The organism is Brevundimonas sp. LjRoot202, assembly GCF_964253355.1.
Classification (GTDB): domain Bacteria; phylum Pseudomonadota; class Alphaproteobacteria; order Caulobacterales; family Caulobacteraceae; genus Brevundimonas.
Genome location: NZ_CAXUQW020000002.1, coordinates 234812 through 256355 on the forward strand (window position 1 = coordinate 234812; position 21544 = coordinate 256355).

General features: G+C 69.4%; 22 protein-coding genes. 13 read left to right on the forward strand and 9 right to left on the reverse strand.

Annotated features, from left to right (window positions below):
* Nucleotides 1-3 precede the first annotated feature (3 nt).
* The gene (carB, locus tag ACSQ1L_RS06145) at nt 4-3303 is read left to right on the forward strand and encodes a carbamoyl-phosphate synthase large subunit (RefSeq protein WP_435992998.1); all 3300 of its coding nucleotides are present in this window, start codon (nt 4-6) and stop codon (nt 3301-3303) included.
* A gap of 69 nt (nt 3304-3372) precedes the next feature.
* On the opposite strand, the gene ACSQ1L_RS06150 is transcribed toward carB, so the two are convergent.
* From ACSQ1L_RS06150 to selD, 3 genes are all read right to left on the reverse strand, one after another.
* Entirely contained in the window at nt 3373-4668 is a 1296-nt protein-coding gene (locus ACSQ1L_RS06150) for a dicarboxylate/amino acid:cation symporter (protein ID WP_435993000.1), read from the reverse strand.
* A gap of 64 nt (nt 4669-4732) precedes the next feature.
* Nucleotides 4733-5785, reverse strand: a complete 1053-nt coding sequence (gene mnmH, locus ACSQ1L_RS06155) for a tRNA 2-selenouridine(34) synthase MnmH (RefSeq protein ID WP_435993002.1) — start codon at nt 5783-5785, stop codon at nt 4733-4735.
* Nucleotides 5782-6828: a selenide, water dikinase SelD gene (gene selD / locus ACSQ1L_RS06160; protein ID WP_435993004.1), complete on the reverse strand. Its 1047-nt coding sequence runs from the start codon at nt 6826-6828 to the stop codon at nt 5782-5784. Before selD ends, mnmH begins: the two co-directional genes overlap by 4 nt.
* A 64-nt stretch (nt 6829-6892) precedes the next feature.
* Here selD and ACSQ1L_RS06165 point away from each other — a divergent pair, with 64 nt between their 5' ends.
* The 6 genes from ACSQ1L_RS06165 (at nt 6893) to ACSQ1L_RS06190 (ending at nt 11814) form a co-directional block, all read left to right on the forward strand.
* On the forward strand, nt 6893-8734 hold the full coding sequence (locus tag ACSQ1L_RS06165) for a family 43 glycosylhydrolase (RefSeq protein WP_435993006.1): 1842 nt from the start codon (nt 6893-6895) through the stop codon (nt 8732-8734).
* A gap of 84 nt (nt 8735-8818) precedes the next feature.
* Nucleotides 8819-9484: a glutathione S-transferase family protein gene (locus ACSQ1L_RS06170; protein ID WP_435993008.1), complete on the forward strand. Its 666-nt coding sequence runs from the start codon at nt 8819-8821 to the stop codon at nt 9482-9484.
* A 91-nt stretch (nt 9485-9575) separates the two neighbouring features.
* The gene (locus ACSQ1L_RS06175) at nt 9576-9791 is read left to right on the forward strand and encodes a hypothetical protein (RefSeq protein ID WP_435993010.1); all 216 of its coding nucleotides are present in this window, start codon (nt 9576-9578) and stop codon (nt 9789-9791) included.
* A 136-nt stretch (nt 9792-9927) separates the two neighbouring features.
* Nucleotides 9928-10401: a transcription elongation factor GreA gene (greA, locus tag ACSQ1L_RS06180; RefSeq protein WP_435993012.1), complete on the forward strand. Its 474-nt coding sequence runs from the start codon at nt 9928-9930 to the stop codon at nt 10399-10401.
* A 4-nt stretch (nt 10402-10405) separates the two neighbouring features.
* Nucleotides 10406-10825: a VOC family protein gene (locus ACSQ1L_RS06185; RefSeq protein WP_435993014.1), complete on the forward strand. Its 420-nt coding sequence runs from the start codon at nt 10406-10408 to the stop codon at nt 10823-10825.
* Nucleotides 10822-11814: a mitochondrial fission ELM1 family protein gene (locus ACSQ1L_RS06190; RefSeq protein ID WP_435993016.1), complete on the forward strand. Its 993-nt coding sequence runs from the start codon at nt 10822-10824 to the stop codon at nt 11812-11814. Before ACSQ1L_RS06185 ends, ACSQ1L_RS06190 begins: the two co-directional genes overlap by 4 nt.
* A 5-nt stretch (nt 11815-11819) precedes the next feature.
* On the opposite strand, the gene cysQ is transcribed toward ACSQ1L_RS06190, so the two are convergent.
* Nucleotides 11820-12605 (reverse strand): 3'(2'),5'-bisphosphate nucleotidase CysQ, encoded by a 786-nt coding sequence (cysQ, locus tag ACSQ1L_RS06195; RefSeq protein ID WP_435993018.1) that lies wholly within the window; start codon nt 12603-12605, stop codon nt 11820-11822.
* Nucleotides 12606-12695: 90 nt separating this feature from the next.
* Here cysQ and chpT point away from each other — a divergent pair, with 90 nt between their 5' ends.
* The 5 genes from chpT to ACSQ1L_RS06220 all read left to right on the forward strand — a co-directional run bounded on the left by chpT (nt 12696) and on the right by ACSQ1L_RS06220 (nt 17285).
* On the forward strand, nt 12696-13352 hold the full coding sequence (gene chpT / locus ACSQ1L_RS06200; RefSeq protein WP_435993020.1) for a histidine phosphotransferase ChpT: 657 nt from the start codon (nt 12696-12698) through the stop codon (nt 13350-13352).
* 100 nt (nt 13353-13452) lie between these two features.
* Nucleotides 13453-13824, forward strand: coding sequence for a response regulator (locus ACSQ1L_RS06205; RefSeq protein ID WP_435993022.1), 372 nt, complete (start codon nt 13453-13455; stop codon nt 13822-13824).
* Between the two features lie 4 nt (nt 13825-13828).
* Nucleotides 13829-14644 (forward strand): CheR family methyltransferase, encoded by an 816-nt coding sequence (locus ACSQ1L_RS06210; RefSeq protein ID WP_435993024.1) that lies wholly within the window; start codon nt 13829-13831, stop codon nt 14642-14644.
* Nucleotides 14645-14733: 89 nt separating this feature from the next.
* Nucleotides 14734-15369, forward strand: a complete 636-nt coding sequence (locus tag ACSQ1L_RS06215; RefSeq protein WP_435993026.1) for a DUF305 domain-containing protein — start codon at nt 14734-14736, stop codon at nt 15367-15369.
* Nucleotides 15370-15392: 23 nt separating this feature from the next.
* Nucleotides 15393-17285, forward strand: a complete 1893-nt coding sequence (locus tag ACSQ1L_RS06220) for an LVIVD repeat-containing protein (protein ID WP_435993028.1) — start codon at nt 15393-15395, stop codon at nt 17283-17285.
* Nucleotides 17286-17298: 13 nt separating this feature from the next.
* On the opposite strand, the gene map is transcribed toward ACSQ1L_RS06220, so the two are convergent.
* The 5 genes from map to ACSQ1L_RS06245 all read right to left on the reverse strand — a co-directional run bounded on the left by map (nt 17299) and on the right by ACSQ1L_RS06245 (nt 20646).
* Nucleotides 17299-18084 (reverse strand): type I methionyl aminopeptidase, encoded by a 786-nt coding sequence (gene map, locus ACSQ1L_RS06225; RefSeq protein WP_435993030.1) that lies wholly within the window; start codon nt 18082-18084, stop codon nt 17299-17301.
* Nucleotides 18081-18284 carry a ParD-like family protein gene (locus ACSQ1L_RS06230; protein ID WP_435993032.1) on the reverse strand — a complete coding sequence of 68 codons (204 nt, stop codon included), beginning with the start codon at nt 18282-18284 and terminating at the stop codon, nt 18081-18083. The genes map and ACSQ1L_RS06230 overlap by 4 nt, the downstream gene beginning before the upstream one ends.
* Before the next feature lie 74 nt (nt 18285-18358).
* Nucleotides 18359-18751: a GFA family protein gene (locus tag ACSQ1L_RS06235; protein ID WP_435993034.1), complete on the reverse strand. Its 393-nt coding sequence runs from the start codon at nt 18749-18751 to the stop codon at nt 18359-18361.
* Nucleotides 18752-18803: 52 nt separating this feature from the next.
* Entirely contained in the window at nt 18804-19316 is a 513-nt protein-coding gene (locus tag ACSQ1L_RS06240) for a hypothetical protein (RefSeq protein WP_435993036.1), read from the reverse strand.
* A 1060-nt stretch (nt 19317-20376) separates the two neighbouring features.
* A complete protein-coding gene (locus tag ACSQ1L_RS06245; protein WP_435993038.1) occupies nt 20377-20646 on the reverse strand; it encodes a hypothetical protein in 270 nt (89 codons plus the stop codon).
* A 200-nt stretch (nt 20647-20846) separates the two neighbouring features.
* On the opposite strand from ACSQ1L_RS06245, the gene ACSQ1L_RS06250 reads away from it, so the two are divergent.
* Nucleotides 20847-21254, forward strand: a complete 408-nt coding sequence (locus tag ACSQ1L_RS06250) for a hypothetical protein (protein WP_435993040.1) — start codon at nt 20847-20849, stop codon at nt 21252-21254.
* The last annotated feature ends 290 nt before the right edge of the window (nt 21255-21544 follow it).

The following is a 21544-nucleotide window of genomic DNA, read 5'->3' on the forward strand; positions in this document are numbered from 1 at the left end:
GAGATGCCGAAGCGCACCGACATCCAGTCGATTCTGATCATTGGCGCCGGGCCGATCGTGATCGGGCAGGCCTGTGAGTTCGATTACTCGGGCGTGCAGGCGTGCAAAGCACTGAAAGCCGAGGGCTACCGGGTCATCCTGGTCAATTCCAATCCGGCCACGATCATGACCGACCCGGAGGTGGCCGACGCCACCTATATCGAGCCGATCACGCCGGAGTTCGTCGAGCGCATCATCGCCAGGGAACGGCCCGACGCCCTGCTGCCGACCATGGGCGGACAGACGGCGCTGAACACGGCGCTGGCGCTGGACGCGAGCGGCGCACTGAAGAAGTGGGGCGTCGAGATGATCGGGGCCCGCGCCGACGTCATCGACAAGGCCGAGGACCGCCAGAAATTCCGCGACGCCATGGACAAGCTGGGCCTCGAAAGCCCGCGCTCCAAGGCCGTGCACCACATCGACGAGGCGGACGACGCCCTCGCCTTCGTCGGCCTGCCGGCGATCATCCGGCCCAGCTTCACCCTCGCCGGAACCGGCGGCGGCATCGCCTACAATGTCGAGGAATTCAAAGAGATCGTCGAACGCGGCCTCGACCTGTCGCCGACCACCGAGGTGCTGATCGAGGAGAGCGTGCTCGGCTGGAAAGAGTACGAGATGGAGGTCGTCCGCGACAAGGCGGACAACTGCATCATCATCTGCTCGATCGAGAACATCGACCCGATGGGGGTGCACACCGGCGACTCCATCACCGTCGCCCCGGCCCTGACGCTGACCGACAAGGAATATCAGCGCATGCGGACCGGCTCGATCGACGTCCTGCGCGAGATCGGCGTCGAGACCGGCGGCTCGAATGTGCAGTGGGCCATCAACCCGGCGGACGGCCGCATGGTCGTCATCGAGATGAACCCGCGGGTGTCGCGGTCCTCGGCGCTGGCGTCCAAGGCCACCGGCTTCCCGATCGCCAAGGTCGCCGCCCGGCTGGCGGTCGGCTACACCCTCGACGAACTGACCAACGACATCACCCAGGTCACACCGGCCTCGTTCGAGCCTTCGATCGACTATGTCGTCACCAAGATCCCGCGCTTCGCCTTCGAGAAATACCCCGGAGCCGAAGCGACGCTGTCGACCTCGATGAAGTCGGTCGGCGAGGTGATGGCCATCGGCCGGACCTTCCAGGAGTCGATGCAGAAGGCCCTGCGCGGGCTGGAGACCGGCCTGACCGGCTTCAACGAGATCGAGATCGACGGCGTGCTGGAGGTCGACGACGAGGCCTCGGTGCGCGCCGCCGTGGTGCGCGCGCTGGGCCAGCCCACGCCGGACCGCATCCGCGTCATCGCCCAGGCCTTCCGCCACGGCCTGTCGGTCGAGGAGGTCAACGCCGCCTGCGCCTACGAGCCGTGGTTCCTGCGCCAGATCGCCGACATCGTGCGCACCGAAGGCCACGTGGTGGTCCAGGGCCTGCCGACGACCGCGACCGACTTCCGCAAGTTGAAGGCCAAGGGCTTCTCGGACGCCCGCCTCGCCCAGTTGACCGGGACCACCGAGGCCGCCGTGCGCAAGGCCCGCCGCGCCCTTGAGGTCCGCCCCGTGTTCAAGCGGATCGACACCTGCGCGGCCGAGTTCGCCAGCGCCACGGCCTACATGTATTCGACCTACGAGACCGGCGCGCTGGGCCAGATTCCGGCCTGCGAATCCGACCCGACCGACAGAAAGAAGGCGATAATTCTGGGCGGCGGGCCGAACCGGATCGGGCAAGGGATCGAGTTCGACTACTGCTGCTGCCACGCGGCCTTCGCCTTCGACGACATCGGCGTCGAGTCGATCATGGTCAACTGCAACCCCGAGACCGTGTCGACCGACTACGACACCTCGGACCGGCTGTATTTCGAGCCGCTGACGGCCGAGGACGTGCTGGAGCTGATCGACATCGAACGCTCGAAGGGCGACCTGATCGGGGTGGTCGTCCAGTTCGGCGGCCAGACGCCGCTGAAGCTGGCCCATGCCCTGCAGGAGGACGGCGTGCCGATCCTGGGCACCAGCGTGGACTCCATCGACCTGGCCGAGGACCGCGAGCGGTTCCAGGTCATGCTGCACGACATCGGCCTGATGCAGCCGCCCAACGGCCTGGCCCGCAGCGCCGAAGAAGCCGCGCAGAAGGCGGACGAGGTCGGCTATCCGGTCGTGCTGCGCCCGTCCTATGTGCTGGGCGGACGCGGCATGGTCATCGTCCACGACCGCGAACAGCTGGACCGCTACGTCGGCGAGGCCATGCGTGTTTCGGGCGACGACCCGGTGCTGATCGACCACTATCTCAACCGCGCCACCGAGATCGACGTCGACGCCCTGTGCGACGACGAGACGGTGTTCGTGGCCGGGGTGCTGGAGCATATCGAGGAGGCCGGCGTCCACTCGGGCGACAGCGCCTGCTCCATGCCGCCGCACTCGCTGCGTCCGGAGACCATCGCCGAACTGAAGCGCCAGACCGAGGCCATGGCCCGGGCGCTCAAGGTGCGCGGCCTGATGAACGTGCAGTTCGCCATCGAGGAGCCGCACTCGGCCGAGCCGCGCATCTTCGTGCTGGAGGTCAATCCGCGCGCCAGCCGCACCGCGCCGTTCGTGGCCAAGACCATCGGCCAGCCGATCGCCGCCATCGCCGCCAAGGTCATGGCCGGCGTGCCGCTGAAATCGTTCGGCCTGGCCGACAAGCCGTACGACCATATCGCGGTCAAGGAGGCGGTCTTCCCGTTCGCCCGCTTCGCCGGCGTCGACACCGTGCTGGGCCCCGAGATGCGCTCGACCGGCGAGGTCATGGGGCTGGACTGGAAGCGCGACGGCGAGGCCGACATGGCCCCCGCCTTCGCCCGCGCCTTCGCCAAGAGCCAGATCGGCGGGGGAACCATCCTGCCGGTCGCCGGCTGCGCCTTCGTCTCGGTGAAGGAGGGCGACAAGCCGTTCATCGTCGACGCCGTGAAGACGCTGCTGGCCGAGGGTTTCTCGGTCATCGCCACCTCAGGCACCCACGCCTATCTGACGGAGCAGGGCCTCGAGGTCGGCCTGGTCAAGAAGGTGCTGGAAGGCCGCCCGCACATCGTCGATGCGATGAAGAACGGCGAGGTCCAGCTGGTCATCAACACCACCGAGGGCAAGCAGTCGCTGCAGGACAGCTTCAGCCTGCGGCGCACGGCGCTGATGATGAAGATCCCCTACTACACCACGACGGCGGGGGCGCTGGCGGCGTCGCAGGCGATCGGGGCGATCAAGGCGGGCGATCTGGATGTGCGGCCGATCCAGGACTACGGCTGACCCGCTGGTGACGATTCCGACCGTGCGGTGAACGCGGAATTGCGCGCAGTCCGGTCTAGCCGGCGGACCTCAGATCCCCGACGCCGCCTCCGGGTCGGCCGCCGCATCCCGGCCTTCCACGATCCGCGCCGCGGCGAGGTCGGCGGTGACGTTGCCGACGGTGCGGAAGATGTCGGGGACCACCTCGACCGCCAGCAGCAGGGGCAGGACCTCAAGCGGCAGGCCCATGACGATGGCGATGGGGGCGATGGAGGCGAAGAAGCTGACCTGGCCCGGCAGGCCGACGGTGCCGACGCTGATGGCCAAGGCGGTGACGCCGCCGGCGATCAGCACGCCGGGGCTGAGCGGGATGCCGTACAGGTGGGCGACGTAGATGCAGACGGCGAGGTTGGCGACCGTGGAGGTGATGCGGAACACCGCCACCGCCAGCGGCAGGACCAGGCCCGCGGTGGCGGCCGAAACGCCGAGGCTGTCGCGGGCCCGCTCGACCATCACCGGCAGGCAGGCGAGCGAGGACTGGGTCGAAAAGGCCACCACCTGGGCCGGGGCGACGGCGCGGGCGAAGCGGGCGAGGCTCACCCGGCCCCACGCCACGGCGACGACGTAGGTCAGCAGGATCAGGCCGATCAGGGCCAGCACCACGATGGCGATGTAATGGCCCAGCACCCCGGCGGCGCCGAGGCCGGCGCGCAGGCCGACGCCGAGCGACAGGGCGAAGACGCCGACCGGGGCGACCAGCAGCACCCAGTGCACGATGACGATCATGGTCTCGGCGACCGCCTCGAAGAAGACCGTCAGCGGCTGGCGCAGGCGGGTCGACAGGCGGGTGGTCGCGAAGCCGAAGACGATGGCGAAAACCACGATGCCCAGGATGGCGTCGTCGGCGGCGGCGCGGATCGGATTGGCCGGGGCCAGGCTGGTCAGGAAGGTGGTCAGGCCGCCGCCGTCGACGTTGGCGCGGACCGCGGCGTCGTCGCCCGCCCCGGCGAGCAGCAGGCGTCCGCCCTCGGGATCGATCGGCCACAGGGCGTGCAGCCCCTCGGAGGCGAGGACGCCGTAGACGGTGGCTCCGACCAGCAGCAGGGCGAAGACCACCACCGCCTTCAGGGCCAGCCGTCCGGTGGCGGCGGCGTCGGCGATGGAGGCGATGCCGGTGACCAACAGGGCGAAGACCAGCGGGATGATGGTCATGCGCAGGGCGTTGAGCCACAGCTGGCCGAGCCCCTCGACGAGGGCCACCGTGCCCGTGCCGCCGGGGATGCCCCAGGCCTGGGCGGCGGCGCCGGCGAGCAGGCCCGCGATCAGGGCGACGAGCACGCGCAGGCTCAGGGACGACATCAGCGCGGCGGTGCGGGAGCGGGTCATGCGGCGAAGCTAGGCACGATGCGGCGGTTTGACCATCCGTCGCGTGCAGCGTCGTGAATGATCGTCAGAAGGCGTCCACGGCGGCCGCGACCTGATCGGCGGCCTGTTCGAGCGCCGTATCGGCGAGCGAGCCGATCCCGACGACGGTCAGCTTCCGGCGGGCGCCCCCCTGCCCCTGCCGACCGTAGGCCGGGTCGTAGTGATGGACGATCAGTTCGGTCGCCAGGGCCTCCATCTCGCCGGCGGCGGCGAGGGCGCGCCAGGCGGCGACCGTTTCCTTGCTTATGTGGCGCGGCAGGCGGGTCAGGGCCGTGTCGATCGCCGCCGGGTCGGCGGCGATCCGGGCGTAGTCGCGCACGGTGCGCGCGGCGCGGACGGGGACCGGGGACTCGAGGTGGACCGCGGATGCGGCGGACATGGCGGCCCAGAGCGTGGGCGGGATGACGCGGGCGCCGATCTTGCTGCTTTCGGCCTCGACCACGACCGGGCGGGCCGGATCGAGGCGGGACAGGGCGTCCTGCAGGCGGGTCTCGAAGGCCTTCTGCGACGGCTGGCCGCCGGGCAGGGCCCCGAACAGGGAGCCGCGGTGGGCGGCGAGGGCCTCGAGGTCCAGCGTCTGGACGCCGCGCGACGCCAAGGCGCCGAGCAGGGCCGTCTTGCCCGCGCCGGTCGGGCCGTCGAGCAGGATCAGCCGGTGCTCCAACGGCGCATCGTAGAGCGTGGCCTTCACCTGCCGCCGCCAGGTCTGGTAGCCGCCCTCGAGCACGGTGACCGGCCAGCCGACCTGATCCATCACCGTGACCATGGCCCCGGACCGTTGGCCGCCGCGCCAGCAGTAGACCAGCGGGCGGAACGCGCCGTCGCGGTCGCCGAGCGCGCCCTCGAGATGGGCGGCGATGTTGCGGGCGACCAGCGCCGCACCGGTGCGGCGGGCGAGGAATTTGGAGCCCTGGACGTATTCGGTCCCGACCGCAGCGCGCTGGGCGTCGTCGAGGACGGGCAGGTTGATCGCGCCGGGGACGTGGTCGAGGGCGAACTCGGACGGGCTGCGCACGTCGATCAGGGCGTCGAAGCCGTCGCGGGCCGCGGGCGACAGGTCGACGGTGCGCCGGATCATGCGAGGACGCGGACCCGGGCGGGGCCGTCGACGACCCGGCCGACGACGGCGGCGCGGTCGAAGCCGTCGGCGCGGGCGAGGTCGAGCAGGGCCGGCGCTTCGCTTTCGGCCACGGCGATCAGCAGGCCGCCGGAGGTCTGGGGGTCGGTGAGCAGGTCCCGGACGGCGGCGGGCAGATCCGCCGGCAGGTCGACGCCGCCGCCGTAGCTGGCCCAGTTGCGGCCCGAGGCGCCGGTGCGCACCCCGGCGGCGGCCAGCGCCTCGACGCCGTCCAGCAGGGGTGGCGCCGCGGTGAGTTCGACGGTGAGGCCGGAGCCGCGCGCCATCTCGAGGGCGTGGCCCACCAACCCGAAGCCGGTGACGTCGGTGACCGCGTGGACGCTCTCGCGCCCGGCGAGCTTCGCGCCGAGGGTGTTGAGCTTCGTCGTCGAGCCGATCAGGGCGGCGTAGCCCGCCTCGTCGAGCCGGCCCTGCTTGAAGGCGGCGCTGAGCACGCCGACGCCGAGCCCCTTGGTCAGGATCAGCACGTCGCCGGCCCGCGCGCCGCGGTTGGTCAGGACGTGGTCGGGATGGACGAGGCCGAGGGCGACGAGGCCGTAGATCGGCTCGACACTGTCGATGGAGTGGCCCCCGGCGACGGGCGCGCCCGCGGTGGCGCAGACCGCGGCGCCGCCCTGCAGGATGCGGCCGATGGTGTCGGTCGACAGCGCGCTCACCGGCATGCCGACGATGGCCAGGGCGAAGATCGGCGTCGCCCCCATGGCGTAGACGTCCGACAGGGCGTTGGTTGCGGCGATGCGGCCGAAGTCGAACGGATCGTCGACCACCGGCATGAAGAAGTCCGTCGTGGCCACCAGCGCCTGCTGGTCGTTGAGGCGCCAGACGGCGGCGTCGTCGCTGGTCTCGGTCCCGACCATCAGGTTCGCGAACGGCGCCGCGGCGGGCAGGCCCCTGAGGATGTCCTGCAGCACCGCCGGGGCCAGCTTGCAGCCACAGCCGCCGCCGTGGGCGAGGGAGGTCAGGCGGGGCTCGGTGAGGGTCATGGCGCAGGTCTGGGCGAAACCGCTCGTGAACTCAACAGGCTGGCGTGCGTGCTAGCCTGCGGCCATGCGCCAGACCCTGCTGATCGCCCTCGCCGCCGCGCTCACCGCCCTGCCCGCCGCGGCGCAGGAGGCCCGGACCTGGGCCAATCCGGTCGACCTGGACTACAAATACAATTTCGAGCAGACCCATCAGGGGATCAGCTACCGGACGGGGGCCGATCCGGTCATCGTGCTGCACCGCGACCGGTATGTCCTGTTCCAGACCCTGGCCGACGGCTACTGGACCTCAGAGAACCTGCTCGACTGGACCTATGTGCAGCCGAACAAATGGCCGTTCGAGTCGAACGTGGCGCCGGCGGCGGTCTCGGACGGCGAGCGGCTCTATCTGATGCAGTCGGCCTTCGAGCCGCGGCCGCTGCTGGTCAGCGAGCATCCGGAGACGGGCCGGTGGGACTGGCACACCCGCATCCTGCCGCCGGTCCCCGGCGCGGTCAGCCGGGGCGAGGAAGGGCGGTATGGCGAGGGCGGCCTCCCCGAGGGCAGGCTGCCGCCCGGACCGTGGGACCCGGGGCTGTTCATCGACGACGACGGGAAATGGTACCTCTACTGGGGCTCGTCCAACGTCTATCCCCTCTACGGATCGGAGATCGATCCGACCCCGCCGGTGCGGTTCGTCGGCGAGCCGCTGGCGCTCCACGTGCTGCATCCGGACGAGCACGGCTGGGAGCGGTTCGGGCGGGATCATTCCGGCGGCCTGCCCGACGGCACGCCCATCAACCCCTATATGGAGGGGGCGTGGATGACGAAGCACGGCGGGCGCTACTACCTGCAGTACGGCGCGCCCGGCACCGAGTACAACGCCTACGCCAACGGGGTTTATGTGGGCGACGATCCGCTGGGGCCGTTCGAATACGCTGACTACAACCCTGTCAGCTACAAGCCGGGCGGCTTTGTCGAGGGGACCGGGCACGGCTCGACCTTCCAGGACCGGCACGGCAACTGGTGGAACACCGGCACGCCGTGGATCGGCCACAACTGGACCTTCGAACGGCGCATCGCGATGTTCCCCGGCGGCTTCACGCCCGACGGGCAGATGCATTTCTCCAGCCGGTTCGGCGACTATCCGCAGCGCATGCCGACGGGGAAGGTGGACGATCCGGAGAGCCTGTTCACCGGCTGGTTCCCGCTGTCCTACAAGGCCCCCGCCGAGGCCTCGTCGACCGAGGGCGAGTTCACCGCCGACCGCGCGACCGACGAGAACCCGCGCACCTTCTGGGTCGCCGGGTCGAACCGCGCGGGCGAGACGCTGACCCTGGACCTGGGCGCGACCAAGCGGGTGCACGCGGTGCAGGTCAACTACGCCGACTACCAGTCGGCCATCTACGCGGAGCGCCCCGACATCCGGACGCGGTTCCGCATCCTCTGGTCGCGGGACGGCGCTGACTGGCGGGTGTTCGCCGACCTGTCCGACTCCGAACGCGACCGGCCCAACGCCTATGTCGAGGGCGAGCGGCCGGTCGACGCCCGCTTCATCCGCTACGAGCATGGCGAGGTCGCCGCCGCCCATCTGGCCATCTCGGACCTGCGGGTGTTCGGGACCTCGGACGGGCAGCCGCCGGAGCGGCCGGCCGGCGTCCGGGTCGAGCGCGGCGCGGACCAGAGGAACGCCACGGTCCATATCCCGCCGGTGTCGATGGCGCTGGGCTACAACGTCCGCTGGGGCGTGGCGCCGGACCGGCTGTTCCTGACCTACCAGATCTACGCCGACGACCTGCGCGACCTCGGCGACCAGCTGGAGGTGCGGGCCCTGAACACCGGCGTCGACTACTGGTTCGCGGTCGAGGCCTTCTCGCCGGGCGGGGTGTCGCCGCTGAGCCGGGTGGTCGCGGTTCCGGCTCGGGATTGAGGAACGCCCGCCGCCGGTCCTGAATCTTCTGGACCGACGTCGCGTAAACCCGGCTAGTTGCGCGCCTCAAGCGGAGCCGTCGCCATGATCACCGTCCATCACCTCAACGACTCCCGCTCGCAGCGGGTGCTGTGGTTGCTCGAGGAACTGGGGCTGCCGTACGAGGTGAAACGCTATCAGCGCGATGCGAAGACCATGCTGGCGCCGGCCGAGCTGAAGGCGATCCATCCGCTGGGCAAGTCGCCGGTGCTCGACGACGGCGACGTACGGGTGGCGGAGACGGGGGCCGTGGTCGAATACCTGCTGGAGAGCCACGGCGGTTCGGCCCTGCGCCCGGCGCGGGGCACGCCGGAGGGGCGGCGCTTCACCTACTGGCTGCACTACGCCGAAGGCTCGGCGATGACGCCGCTGCTGCTCAAGCTGATCTTCAGCCAGATTCCGAAGCGGGTCCCCTGGCTGGTGCGACCGGTGGCCAAAGTGATCACCCGCGGCATGAACGCACGCATGATCGATCCTCAGCTGGCGGCGCATACGGCGTACTGGGAGGCCGAACTGGCCCGGTCCGAATGGTTCGCGGGGGACGCCTTCTCGGCCGCCGACATCATGATGAGCTTTCCGGTCGAGGCCGCGGGCAGCCGAATCGGCTACGGCGCCGACAAGCCGCGCCTGAAGGCGTTCCTGGAACGCGTCCACGCCCGCCCCGCCTATCAGCGGGCGCTCGAACGGGGTGGTCCCTACAGCTACGCCTGACCCGGTCGGCCCGCGGGACGCAATCGGGCGAAACCGGATCCGTGTCCGGAACCGGACGGCAACCCCGGGCAAGGCGAAACGTTAACGAGCCATGCGCCTGAAAACCGTCCAAGTCATCGCCGCCCTGGTCGCGGCCGTCGCCTTCGTCCTCGCCTTCATGGCGGCGGGCGTGTTGCTGGTCTCCAGCCTGTTCATGGCCATCGGTCTCGCCGCCGTGGCCTGGCTGGCCTGGAGCCTGGTGCGTCGGGTGAAGTTGTGGGGCGATATCCAGCAGATCAGGGAGCGTCGGCGAAAGCCCGCCGCATAGGGCCATCCCCGCCGGACGCCGTGCCCCCTTGAACCTTGGGATAGGGCGCCCTACCCTCTTGGGCCGGTCGCGTGCGCCCAGCGACCTTCGTGCCGAGTAAGTCTGTCAGTCGGGCTAGCCAAGAAACTCACGACATATGGAAAAAGTGCCGATGACGGCCGAGGGCTACCGTGCCCTCGACGATCAGTTGAAGCAATTGAAGTCGGTCGAGAGGCCGAGCGTCATCGCGGCCATTTCCGAGGCCCGCGAGCACGGCGACCTGTCCGAAAACGCCGAGTATCACGCGGCGAAGGAACGGCAGGGCTGGATCGAGGGCCAGATCGCCGAGATCGAGGACCGGATCAGCCGGGCCCAGGTCATCGACGTCTCCAAGCTGAGCGGCGACCAGGTGAAGTTCGGCGCCACGGTCACCGTGGTGGACGAGGACACCGAGGAAGAGGGCCGCTACCAGATCGTCGGCGAACACGAGGCCGACGTGAAGGCGGGCAAGATCTCCGTCGCCTCGCCGATCGCGCGCGCCATGATCTCCAAGGAGGTCGGCGACGTGGTCGAGGTCAACACCCCCGGCGGGGTGAAGGCCTACGAGATCCTCAAGGTCGAGTGGAAATAGGCCGGTGAGCCAGCCTTCCGGAACGCGCGCGCCTCTGGTCTCGCACGTTTCGGTCGGCGTCACGGACCTGCACCGGGCCGGCGTCTTCTACGACGCCGTGATGGCGACGCTCGGCGCGCGCCGGATCATGGAGCACGGGGTGGGCATCGGCTATGGCCGGACCTTCCCCGAGTTCTGGGCCGCCCGCCCGCACGACGGCGGGCAGGCCGACACCGGCAATGGCGCCCATGTCTGTTTCAACGCGCCCGACGCGGCGGCCGTCGCGGCCTTCCACGCCGCCGGACTGGCGGCGGGCGGCGTGGACGACGGCGCGCCCGGTCCACGGCCCGAATACGCGCCCGGCTATCATGCCGCCTTCCTGCGCGATCCGGACGGCAACAAGGTCGAGGCGATGTGCTGGACCGCGCGCGCCGACGCGGGGTGACCCGCCCCCTGTCCATCTGGGTCGTCTCCGACGGCCGGGCCGGCATCGAGAACCAGGCCCTCGGCCTGGCCGAGGCCGTCCAGCCGCTGACGCCGGCCACGATCACCGTCAAACGCATCCGCTGGCGCACGGCCTTCGACAAGCTGCCGTCCGCCCTCAAGGCGCCGTGGATGCTGGACCCGTCGTCCGACGCGACCGCGCCCGCGCCCGGCGAAGGCTGGCCGGACCTGTGGATCGCCACCGGGCGCGCCACCCTGCCGCTGTCGGCGACCGTGCGGCGCCGCTCGGGCGGCCGGACCTTCGTGGTCCAGACCCAGGACCCGCGCTGGAAGACGGGCGCCTACGACCTGGTCGTGGCCCCGGCGCATGACGAGGCGGCCGGACCCAATGTCCTGTCGATCACCGGTTCGCCGCATCGGGTGACGGCGGCGCGGCTGGCCCAGGAGGCGGCGGCGTTCGAGGCCGTCCTGTCGCCCCTGCCCCGGCCCCGCGTGGCGGTGCTGATCGGCGGGCGCTCGATGGCGTTCGACCTGACCGAGGCCCACGCCGCCGAGCTGGCCGACCGGATCGCGGACGCCGTGGCTCAGGCCGGCGGATCGCTGATGCTGACCTTCTCGCGCCGCACGCCCGCGGCCGCGAAACAGGTGATGACCGCGCGGCTGGCCGCCCTGCCCGGCCTGATCTGGGACGGGACCGGGTCCAATCCCTATTTCGCCTTCCTGCATTTCGCCGACCATGTGCTGGTCACCGAGGACAGCGCCAACATGGCGGCCGAGGCGGCCTCGACCGGCAAGCCGGTGCACGTCCTGCCGATGATCGCGCTGAAGCCCGCCGGCAAGTTCTCCCGCCTGCACGCTGACCTGCGCGAGCGGGGCGCGGCGCGGCCGTTCGACGGGACGCTGGAGCCGTGGACCTACGCGCCCCTGAACGAGAGCGAGCGGGCGGCGCGGGCGGTGCTGGAGAGGCTCGCCGGTTCCGGAGTCGACTGAGGCGCCTAGTCGCCGAGGGCCACGAAGCCGCCGTTGGCGAAACAGGACTTGCCGTAGCGCAGCGGCTGGCCGTCCTCGGCCATGACCCGGCCGCCGGCGGCCTCGAGCACCGCCTGCCCGGCCGCCGTGTCCCACTCGGACGTCGGGCCGGTGCGCGGATAGGCGTCGAACCGCCCCTCGGCGATCAGGCAGAATTTCAGCGACGAATCGGTGCCCTGCCATTGCACGCAGCCGTGGCGCGAGGCGAGGCGTTCGGCCTCGACGTCGGTCATCGAGTGGCTCATCACGGCCATGGGCGAGGCGGGGCGGTTGCGCACCTTGATCGGCTGCCACGCCTCGCCGAAGCGGCGGCGGAAGGCGCCGGCGCCCGGGGCGGCGCTGCGCCATGTGGTGGCCGTGGCCGGGGCGGTCACGACGCCGGCGACCACCGCGCCGTCATGCACCAGGGCGATGTTGACGGTGAAGCTCTCGCGGCCCTCGATGAAGCCCCGGGTGCCGTCCAGCGGATCGATCAGCCAGAACCAGTCGGCGGCCTCGGCCGGGACGCCGTCGGCGGCGGCCGCCTCCTCGGCCACGGTCTGGACGCCGGGGTACAGCGCCTCCAGCCGCTCGAGGATCAGCGCCTCGGCCTCGCGGTCGGCGCGGGTCACGGGGCTGTCGTCGGCCTTGGCCTCGACGACGACGCCGCTGCGCCAGTAAGGCAGGATGACGCGCGCGGCGTCCTCGGCGATGTCGGCCAGCGCCTCGGTCAATGCGCCCGAGGCGAGGTCGGCGGTCAGTCGTTTGCTCATGGGCGCTCCGATAGCCCATCGGGGCGGTTTGAAGAACCGGCAAATCAGGGCAGCGTCCGCGTGACCCGCCACCTGTTGTTTTCGAGCCCGATGACCGACACCGCCGCCCCTTCCGCCCTTCCCGACGGCCAGGCCCTGGCGGCGCTGGTCGCCGGCAAGCTGTGCCACGACTTCATCAGCCCCGCCGGAGCGATCAGTTCCGGGCTGGATCTGCTGAAGGACCCCAGCGCGCAGGACATGCGCGATGACGCCATGGGGCTGATCGAGGCCAGCGCCCGCAAGATGGTGGCGCTGGTGGCCTTCGCCCGGGTGGCCTTCGGGGCCTCGACCTCGGCGGAGCGATTCTCGGGCGCCGAACTGGGCGAACTGGTCGCCGCCCTGTCGGAGGGCGGACGGGCGACGCTGGACTGGCGCGTCGAGGGCGGGGACTATTCGAAGGCCGAGGCTCGCGCACTTGTGAACCTGGCCTGGCTGACGCTCGCCGCCCTTCCCTCGGGCGGCACGGCGGGGGTGTCGACGCGCCGCGGCGAGGATGGGCTGGAGATCACCGGCCTGGCCGAAGGCGTGCGGGCCCGGTTGAAGCCCGAGGCGGTGGCGGGACTGGCGGGCCAGCCGCTGGGCGAGGGCCTGCAGGGACAGTGGATTCAACCGTATTGGCTGTGGCTGACCGCGCGGGACGCCGGCGGGTCGCTGGACGCGCAAGCGGAGGAAGGCCGGGTTTCCCTGATTGTCCACATGCCTAACTGAGGCTTAAGCCGGTTTCCCAAGGACTCGTTAACCGGCATGCGCTGATTATAGCGGTCATACACACGCGGGCGTTGTGCGCGTTAGTTCCGGAAGCCAGGCCTTGACCCCCAGAACCTGCCTGATCGTCGACGACAGCCGGATCATCCGCAAGGTCGCCCGGCGTATCGTCGAGACTCTGGGCTTCGAGGTCGACGAGGCCGCCGACGGCTCCGAGGCGCTGGCCTTCTGCGCCGGCGTCATGCCCCAGGTTATCCTGCTGGACTGGTCGATGCCGGTGATGGACGGCATGACCTTCCTGCGCCGTCTGCGGGAACTGCCCGGCGGCGGCGAGCCCAAGGTGCTGTTCTGCACGATCGAAACCCGCGCCGAACGCATCGCCGAGGCCCTGTCGGCCGGCGCCGACGACTATGTGATGAAGCCGTTCGACGGCGAGATCCTGACATCGAAATTCGCCGAGGTGGGGGCCGTCTGAACCCATGTCGCCCGAGGACTTCGACCGCCTGCAGTCGCTGATGGCCTCGCGCGCCGGGTTCCGGCTGACGCGCGACCGGATGAAACTGGCCGAGCACCGGCTGGGCCCGCTGGCCCGTCGCGAAGGCTATGAGACGGTCGACGCCCTGCTGGCCTCACTGTGGGCGAAACCGGTGGCGACGCTGGGCTGGGCGGTGATCGAGGCCCTGCTCAATCCCGAGACCTGGTTCCGTCGCGACCGGGCGACCTTCGACACCTTCGCCGGCGAGCTGCTGCCCGCCCTCTCGGCCGCCCGCGGCGGCGCGCCGGTCAAGGTCTGGTCGGCGGGCTGCTCGACCGGACAGGAGGCTTGGTCGCTGGCGATCGGGGCCATGGACGGCGGCTTCCCCGTGGAGATCGTCGGCACCGACCTGTCGCAGCGCGCGCTGGAGAAGGCGCGCGCCGGCGCCTACACCGGCTTCGAGATTCAGCGCGGCCTCAAGGCCGGGACCATGCTGACGTGGTTCGACCAGGCCGAGGACAATTGGATCGCCAAGCCCCAGATGCGCGCCGCGGTGCATTTCGCCCGCGCCAACCTGCTGGACCCGCCCGCCGACGAGCATCGCTTCGACGTCATCTTCTGCCGCCACGTGCTCGGCGACATGGAGCCGGCCCGGCGCACCCAGGCGCTGGACAACCTGGAGCGGCGGCTGGTCGACGACGGCTGCCTGTTCCTCGGCCGTGACGAGGCGCTGGAAGGCGACAGCATCGCCTTCCGTGCGGTGGCCGGGCGCAAGGGCCTTTACGTCAAGACGGCCGCGGCCCTGCGCCGGGCGGCGTAAGGCCGCCGGCGATTTGCGCCTTGCCCCGGCGGCGGCGCCCTGCCTAGTCTGATACGCGGTCAAGCGACGACCGGCCGGAGCCTGTCAGCGTGCATCTGATCCTTGGAGTGGTTCTTGCGGGTCTGATCGGGGCGCCGGCGAACTCCCAGACACCTCCCATCTTCCATCCGGGCGCGCCGGGCGCCGACTCGCGGGTGATCACGGCCCGGGAATCGGTCGAGCTGAGCCGGACCGGATTCGTCGAGGCCGACGTCCGCTTCATGCAGCACATGATCGTCCATCACGCCCAGGCGGTGGAGATGGTCGGGCTGCTGGAGACCCGGGCCGCCTCGGACACCGTGCGGCGGCTGGGCGAGCGGATCGCGCAGAGCCAGGCGGCCGAGATGGCGCTGATGCAGGACTGGCTGGCCGGGCATGGCCAGCCCGTGGCGACCGCGGATCCGCACGCCGGGCATCAGGCGCACGCGTCCGATGCGCCGCTGATGCCGGGCATGCTGTCGCCGGCGCGGATGTCGGCGCTGGCCGCCGCGACCGGGCCGACCTTCGACCGCCTGTTCCTGGAAGGCATGATCCAGCACCATCAGGGAGCGCTCGACATGGTCGACGCCCTGCTCGCCGGGCCCGACACGGCGGAGGACCCGCTGCTGTCCGAGTTCGTCACCTCCGTCGTCGCCGACCAGTCGGCCGAAATCCTGCGCATGCAGACCATCCTGTCCGAGCTTTGAATCCAGTCATCCGAGGGGCGACCATGATCATCCGCAGTCTTCTGTTGAGCTCCGCCGCGGCGGCCAGTCTTCTGTTCGCGGCCGCCACGGCCCAGGCGCAGGCCCCGGGCCAGACGCCGGCCGTCGGGACGGACGTCCGCACCACCCTGTCGCCGGGCCTGCACGACGCCGGGCAGGCCGCGTCCAACCTGACGCTGGAGTATTCCGTCGCGCCGCCGCCGGGCTTCTTCGATCCGGAAGCGCTGTTCGCGCCGCCGACGCGCGAAGAGGCGGCTGCGGCCAGAGCCGCCCGGGACCAGGCCGCCGCGGCGGGTCTGCCGGACCCCCAGCCCAAACCGAAATACAGCCCCCTCGCCCTCGCCAACAGCGACATGGCCATGTCGAACGGCCGGCTGTTCGTGGGCAGCTTCCACGGCTTCAACGCCTGGGACGTCACCGGCCAGGGCGCGCCGGAACTGGTCCTGTCGGTGGTCTGCCCCGGCGGTCAGGGCGACGTCTCCATTCACGGCGACCTGCTGTTCATGTCGGTCGAGCAGAACCGCGCCCGGCTCGACTGCGGCGTCAGGGACGCCGAGGGCGAGGTCAACGCCGAGCGGTTCCGCGGCATCCGCATCTTCGACATCAGCGACCTGTCGGCGCCGCGCCAGATCGCCGCCGTCCAGACCTGCCGCGGGTCGCACACCCACACCCAGGTCCCGGACCCGAACGATTCCAACGTCCTCTACATCTACAACTCGGCCACCTCGGGCGTGCGCAAGTCCGACGAACTGGCCATCTGCCAGGACGGCGAGCCGGGCGAGAACCCCGAAACCGCGCTGTACTCGATCGACGTGATCAAGGTGCCGCTCGACGCGCCGGAGCAGGCCGCCATCGTCAACCGGCCCCGCATCTTCGCCGATCGCGAAACCGGCGAGATCGCCGGCCTGTGGAAGGGCGGCCGCTACGGCGTCGCCGGTCAGGAGAGCGGCGCGACCAACCACTGCCACGACATCACCGTTTACCCCGAGCTGAACCTCGCGGCCGGGGCGTGCAGCGGCAACGGCATCCTGCTGGACATCTCCGATCCGGAGAACCCGGCGCGGGTCTCCGAGCTGTTCGATCCGGACATGGCCTACTGGCACTCCGCCACGTTCAACAACGCCGGCGACAAGGTGCTGTTCACCGACGAATGGGGCGGCGGCACCTCGGCGCGCTGCCGGGCCGAGGACCCCCACACCTGGGGCGCCGACCTGATCGCCACGATCGAGGACGGCCGTCTTGTGGGCAAGAGCTTCTTCAAGCTGCCCGCCGCCCAGTCGGCCACCGAGAACTGCGTCGCGCACAACGGCAATGTGATCCCCGTCCCCGGCCGCGACCTGATGGTCCAGGCCTGGTATCAGGGCGGCGTCTCGATCGTCGACTTCACCGATCCGGCCCGGCCGGTCGAGATCGCGTATTTCGACCGCGGCCCGATCGACGCCGAACGGCTGAAGGTGGGCGGGGCCTGGTCGGCCTACTGGTTCAACGGCCGCATCTACGCCAGCGAGATCGCGCGCGGCTTCGACGTGCTTCGCCTGAAGCCGAGCGAGCATCTGTCGGCGGCCGAGATCGCCGTCGCCGAGCGGGTGATGCAGGAGACGATCAATCCGCAGACCCAGACCCGCCCGGTGTGGGGGGATCACCCGGACGTGGCCGGCGCCTATCTCGATCAGCTCACGCGGTCTGACGGGCTCGACGCCGCCCTGGCCGGCCAGGTTCGCGCCGTGGTCGACCAGTGGCGCGAGGGCGACCTCGACCGGGCGCGGGCGGCCGAGCTCTCCGCGGCCCTGGCCGCCGCGGCCGCCGCCGAAGCCGCATCGGAAGAGGGGAACAAGATCGACGCGGCCCGGATGGCCTCGCTGGCGGGTGTGCTCGAAAGGGCCGCCCGGCCGGCCTGACGCCGGGTTGAAATCAGGCGGTGGTTCGCACCGCGGCGGGCCGGGCTTCGTCCGGACGCAGGGTCAGCACGCGGACGCCGTCACGGGTGACCGCGACCGTGTGCTCGAACTGTGCGGAGAGCGTCCCGTCCACCGTGACCACGGTCCATCCGTCGTCCTCGGTCCGGACCGCCCTGCGGCCCTGGTTCAGCATGGGCTCGATGGTGAAGACCATGCCCTCCCGCAGCGGGAGGCCCGTCCCCGGCTTGCCGAAATGGAGCACCTGCGGCGCCTCGTGCATCTCGCGCCCGATGCCGTGGCCGCAGTAGTCACGCACCACCGAATAGCCGTTCCGTTTCGCGTGCCGCTCGATGGCGAAGCCGATGTCGCCCAGCCGGGCGCCCGGACGCACCGCGCCGATGCCCTTCCACATGGCCTGACAGGTGGCTTGAACCAGCCGCCTCGCCGGAGCCGCCACGTCGCCGATCAGGTAGGTCTTGCTGGAATCCGCGATGAAGCCGTGCTTCTCGAGCGTGATGTCCAGGTTGACGATGTCGCCGTCCCGCAGGACCTCGTCCGCCGACGGGACGCCGTGGCAGACGACCTCGTTCCTCGAACTGTTGAGCACGAAACCGTAGCCGTACTGGCCCTTGCTGGCGGGCCGCGCGCCCAGCTCGTCGACGATGAACCGCTCGACCAGATCGTTGACCTGCAGGGTGCTCATTCCAGCGAGGGGCTGTCCGTCCAGGTGCGTGAACACCGACGCCAGCAGACGCCCGGCCTCGGCCATCAGCTCGACCTCGGCCGGCGTCTTGGTCATGCCGCCGCGGCCGCCGGATCGACGCCCGCCGCCTTCAGCTCACGCGCCACCAGCTCCTGAAAGCTGAGGCCCGGATTGATCTCGCAGAGCATGCCGATCCTGATCCAGAACGCCGCCTGGGCGTTGATCGACCGGCACGACGCCTTGCTCGCCCGGCGCAGCTGCTCGTGCAGTTCATCCTCGATGTTGACGATACCCACCGGGCGCTCCTGAATATACGATCCGTATATGCCGTATATATTCGGGGCTGGGGCACGGCAAGCGATCCCGCGGCCTAACCCTCGGTGCGGCCCCCGGCGTCACGATCGCGCTCATAGCGTCGCTTGAGCGGAAACGGCGGCAGCCAGGCTTCGCGGCGACGGGTCCAGAGTTCATAGGTCGGCGTCAGCTGGTCAAGCGCGTCGAGGGACCCCAGGCTCACTTCGATCTCGTCAGCGGTCCGCGCGAAAACGGACGAGCCGCAGCGCGGACAGAAGCACCGGCCGGCGTAGTCGCGTGTCTCGCCCTCGATCGTCACCGCGTCCCTGGGGAACACCGCGTAGGCGTTAAACAGCGCCCCGTGGTGCTTGCGGCAGTCGAGGCAGTGGCACAGCCCGACCCGGTACGGGCGTCCCGTCGCCACGATCCGGACATCGCCGCACAGGCAACCGCCGCTGAACCGGTCCATGCCGCGTCTCCTTCAAATCAAGCGGTCGGTTCGACAGGTCCGCTATGGGTGGTTAGCGGACCTCAGCATCGCGTTCTGGTGGATCAAGCGGCGGGTCACCTTGCGTCGCCTCCGGCGCCACGATGCCGAGCTGATAAACGGCTTGCATGAAGGCCTGACGTGTACGGGCGCCTTCTGCTCCATCGAACCTCGCGCACTCAGTTAGGGAAACCTGGCCGTTCTGCGCACGCCGTCGCGCAACCGCCTCTCGAACCGCACGCGCGTACTCGTTGATCACCGGGCGGCCTTCGTTATCCAGATACTCCCCTGACCAATCCAGAACGGGGATGGCATAGGTCTGATCGACGAAGCCGGGTCGGTTGCAATACGCAATTCCGACAACGGTCTCCTGTATGATCCGCCAGTGACGTTCCTGCTCCGCCGTAAAGACCTTACGATCTTGCGGCCCTTGGCCGCTTTGCGGCTCGCTGTCACCGGCCCCGGTTTCGGCCAAAGCGGCGCCCGTCGTTGACGCCAGCATCAACGCCGTCGCAACAACGATAGGAGCAGTACGTAATTCGAACATTGGTGCAGTTCTGGCCCACTGGTCGAGTGTCCGCAATGGTCGGGAGCGGAACGTCACCTGCGGATGATAAGCCGACGTTGACGCGCCCTACCGTGCCGCTCAGTCTGTCGTGATGTGGAAGCAGTTCCTCTTCGCCGGGATTGCCGTTGTGGTGGGCGGTTGTTCGGCTGGCTGTGAGAACAGCATATTGTCCGAGCTTGGGTCGCCGAATGGCCGCCTCAGCGCATTCCTATTCGAGCGAAGCTGTGGAGCCACCACTGGACACGCCACCCAAGTTTCGGTGTTGAGGTCGGGCGTCCGCCCAGCCGCCGCCGGGAACACCTTCGTGGCCGATGCCAATCACGGGGCCGCAGAGGAGAGTGTCGGCGGTGGACCTTGGGTCGAGGTCGCCTGGTCCGACGATCAGAATCTGATCGTCAGATACGATGCAAGAGCACGCGTGTTCACAGAGAAATCCGACATCGCAGGGGTCAAAGTCACCTTCCAGCCCATAGAACGCTGAAGGTCCGCGATGGGTCGGGACCTGCCCGTCGCCTAAGGTTGGAAAGCAGACCTTGGCCGACGTGCTCGACTATCTCAGGGAGCACGCCTCGTCGGCCCATTGGATGGCGGTCGTATAAACAGCACGCCCGCTCTCGCGATCCACGACAAGCGCACCGTTCAGAGGTTTCGCGCACACCATGTAGGCGTCCGAAGTGGGCGCGAGTCCATGCTCGCTGGACAGATCGGAGACTGCGGCTTGGTTCGCGACCGAGGCTGGGGGAAAACTCTCCACCATCGCTTCGACATCTGCTGGTCGTGCGACAAAGAAAAGGGTCTGGCGGTTGCTATCAAGGTCGTGCGAGTCCCTGATGTCGCGAGCACTCTGAGGGACGAAGGCAGGAATCCAGCCCTCGTCTACAGCCCCTGCACGCTGAGCCTCTGCCCAAGTAGGATAGGCTTCCTCCACCTGCTCGCTGCAAGCCGAAAGCGACAGCAAGACAAGGGCGATAAGTCTCCTCATCGAAACACCATCACCGAACAGAACAAGGTCCGCAATCGGTCGCGAGGCGACCGTCGCCTAGGCCGATTTCCGGATCACCCGATATTCGATCAAGGCGGCGACGCCGACGAAGGCAACGGCGAGGCCGAGCAACCCGGCAAGTCCCCACGCTTCGGATTGCGACACGAAGAACAGGTGGCTGTGGTTACTGCGTTCAATCGGGTATGCCTGCGAAGGCCCTAGCCCCCGCCGTCCGAACGCACCGAACTGGAGCCCCATGAGCACGAACGTAAGCAGTGCGGCGAAGCTGAATCCGTTCCGCACCATCTCGGCTGTCCACAGCTTCACTTCGCCTCCAGCTCCGGCTTTAGCGCGTTGCCGCCTTCCGCACCTTTCTCTCTAAGATGGCCCCGCCGCAAGGTCCGCAATGGGTCGGTAGCGGACGGTCGGCCAAGTGTGGGAAATGGACGCTTGCTGCGATGCCGGACGGAGGTACTTTCGACTGCAGTAAAACAGCCTTTCCGCAGGTAGGAGAATCGAGCGCTAAAATGGATCCAGTCGGCTCGCTACTATCACGCCGCGAGAAATGGCTGGCGATTGTGGGTTTGCTCTTCGCGGGCGGGCTGGCGGTCTTCGCGAGCTTCTACAATTCCAATACGCCCGACGTCGCCACCATCCGCGCGATCAGGCACGCCGCAGGCCCGGAAGCAGGGCCAATACGAGTTGCTGGCCGCTACAGGTTTGAAGAGGCTGATGGTTTGTCATCGTCCGATATTCAGTTGGCATGCGGGACCGTCATCCTTCTTGACGAATCTCGTAGCTTTGCCGTCCTGGTGCGAACCGCAGGTCCGCGAAGAGCCAAGAGGTATGTTGCTGAAGAGTTGGCACTCGAACCGAGCGAGGAAGAAGCGCCAACCACTCGCGAAGCCCAACTACTGGGCGCGTGTGAAGGCTAACCTGACCGCCGCCAGAGCGAGCAGGCGCGTCGGAATGCCTAACGTCCGCAATGGGTCGAAAGCGGACCTGGGGGCAGGGCTCAATCCGCCCGAAGACGCCGGCGCGCTCCGCACAGGTCGCACCACTCGCCGTCGGGCCGGTGCCGGTCCGGCCGCCAGCGGTGGCGGCGGCAACGCCACTGTCGGACGAGCGCGTTCAGAGCCTTGAGCATTCCGTTCCCCCGTTAACGGGGTCCCGGTTAGGTCGCGTATTCTAACGAAACCTGAGCAGACATGGTTGATCGCGGGGC

Excerpts from the sequence above, each read along its gene's own strand:
- carB (WP_435992998.1), top strand. The coding sequence starts at position 4 with ATGCCGAAGCGCACCGACATCCAGTCGATTCTGATCATTGGCGCCGGG.
- ACSQ1L_RS06150 (WP_435993000.1), bottom strand. The coding sequence starts at position 4,668 with ATGACCCGCTCCCGCACCGCCGCGCTGATGTCGTCCCTGAGCCTGCGC.
- mnmH (WP_435993002.1), bottom strand. The coding sequence starts at position 5,785 with ATGATCCGGCGCACCGTCGACCTGTCGCCCGCGGCCCGCGACGGCTTC.
- selD (WP_435993004.1), bottom strand. The coding sequence starts at position 6,828 with ATGACCCTCACCGAGCCCCGCCTGACCTCCCTCGCCCACGGCGGCGGC.
- ACSQ1L_RS06165 (WP_435993006.1), top strand. The coding sequence starts at position 6,893 with ATGCGCCAGACCCTGCTGATCGCCCTCGCCGCCGCGCTCACCGCCCTG.
- ACSQ1L_RS06170 (WP_435993008.1), top strand. The coding sequence starts at position 8,819 with ATGATCACCGTCCATCACCTCAACGACTCCCGCTCGCAGCGGGTGCTG.
- ACSQ1L_RS06175 (WP_435993010.1), top strand. The coding sequence starts at position 9,576 with ATGCGCCTGAAAACCGTCCAAGTCATCGCCGCCCTGGTCGCGGCCGTC.
- greA (WP_435993012.1), top strand. The coding sequence starts at position 9,928 with ATGGAAAAAGTGCCGATGACGGCCGAGGGCTACCGTGCCCTCGACGAT.
- cysQ (WP_435993018.1), bottom strand. The coding sequence starts at position 12,605 with ATGAGCAAACGACTGACCGCCGACCTCGCCTCGGGCGCATTGACCGAG.
- chpT (WP_435993020.1), top strand. The coding sequence starts at position 12,696 with ATGACCGACACCGCCGCCCCTTCCGCCCTTCCCGACGGCCAGGCCCTG.
- ACSQ1L_RS06210 (WP_435993024.1), top strand. The coding sequence starts at position 13,829 with ATGTCGCCCGAGGACTTCGACCGCCTGCAGTCGCTGATGGCCTCGCGC.
- ACSQ1L_RS06220 (WP_435993028.1), top strand. The coding sequence starts at position 15,393 with ATGATCATCCGCAGTCTTCTGTTGAGCTCCGCCGCGGCGGCCAGTCTT.
- map (WP_435993030.1), bottom strand. The coding sequence starts at position 18,084 with ATGACCAAGACGCCGGCCGAGGTCGAGCTGATGGCCGAGGCCGGGCGT.
- ACSQ1L_RS06235 (WP_435993034.1), bottom strand. The coding sequence starts at position 18,751 with ATGGACCGGTTCAGCGGCGGTTGCCTGTGCGGCGATGTCCGGATCGTG.
- ACSQ1L_RS06240 (WP_435993036.1), bottom strand. The coding sequence starts at position 19,316 with ATGTTCGAATTACGTACTGCTCCTATCGTTGTTGCGACGGCGTTGATG.
- ACSQ1L_RS06250 (WP_435993040.1), top strand. The coding sequence starts at position 20,847 with ATGGATCCAGTCGGCTCGCTACTATCACGCCGCGAGAAATGGCTGGCG.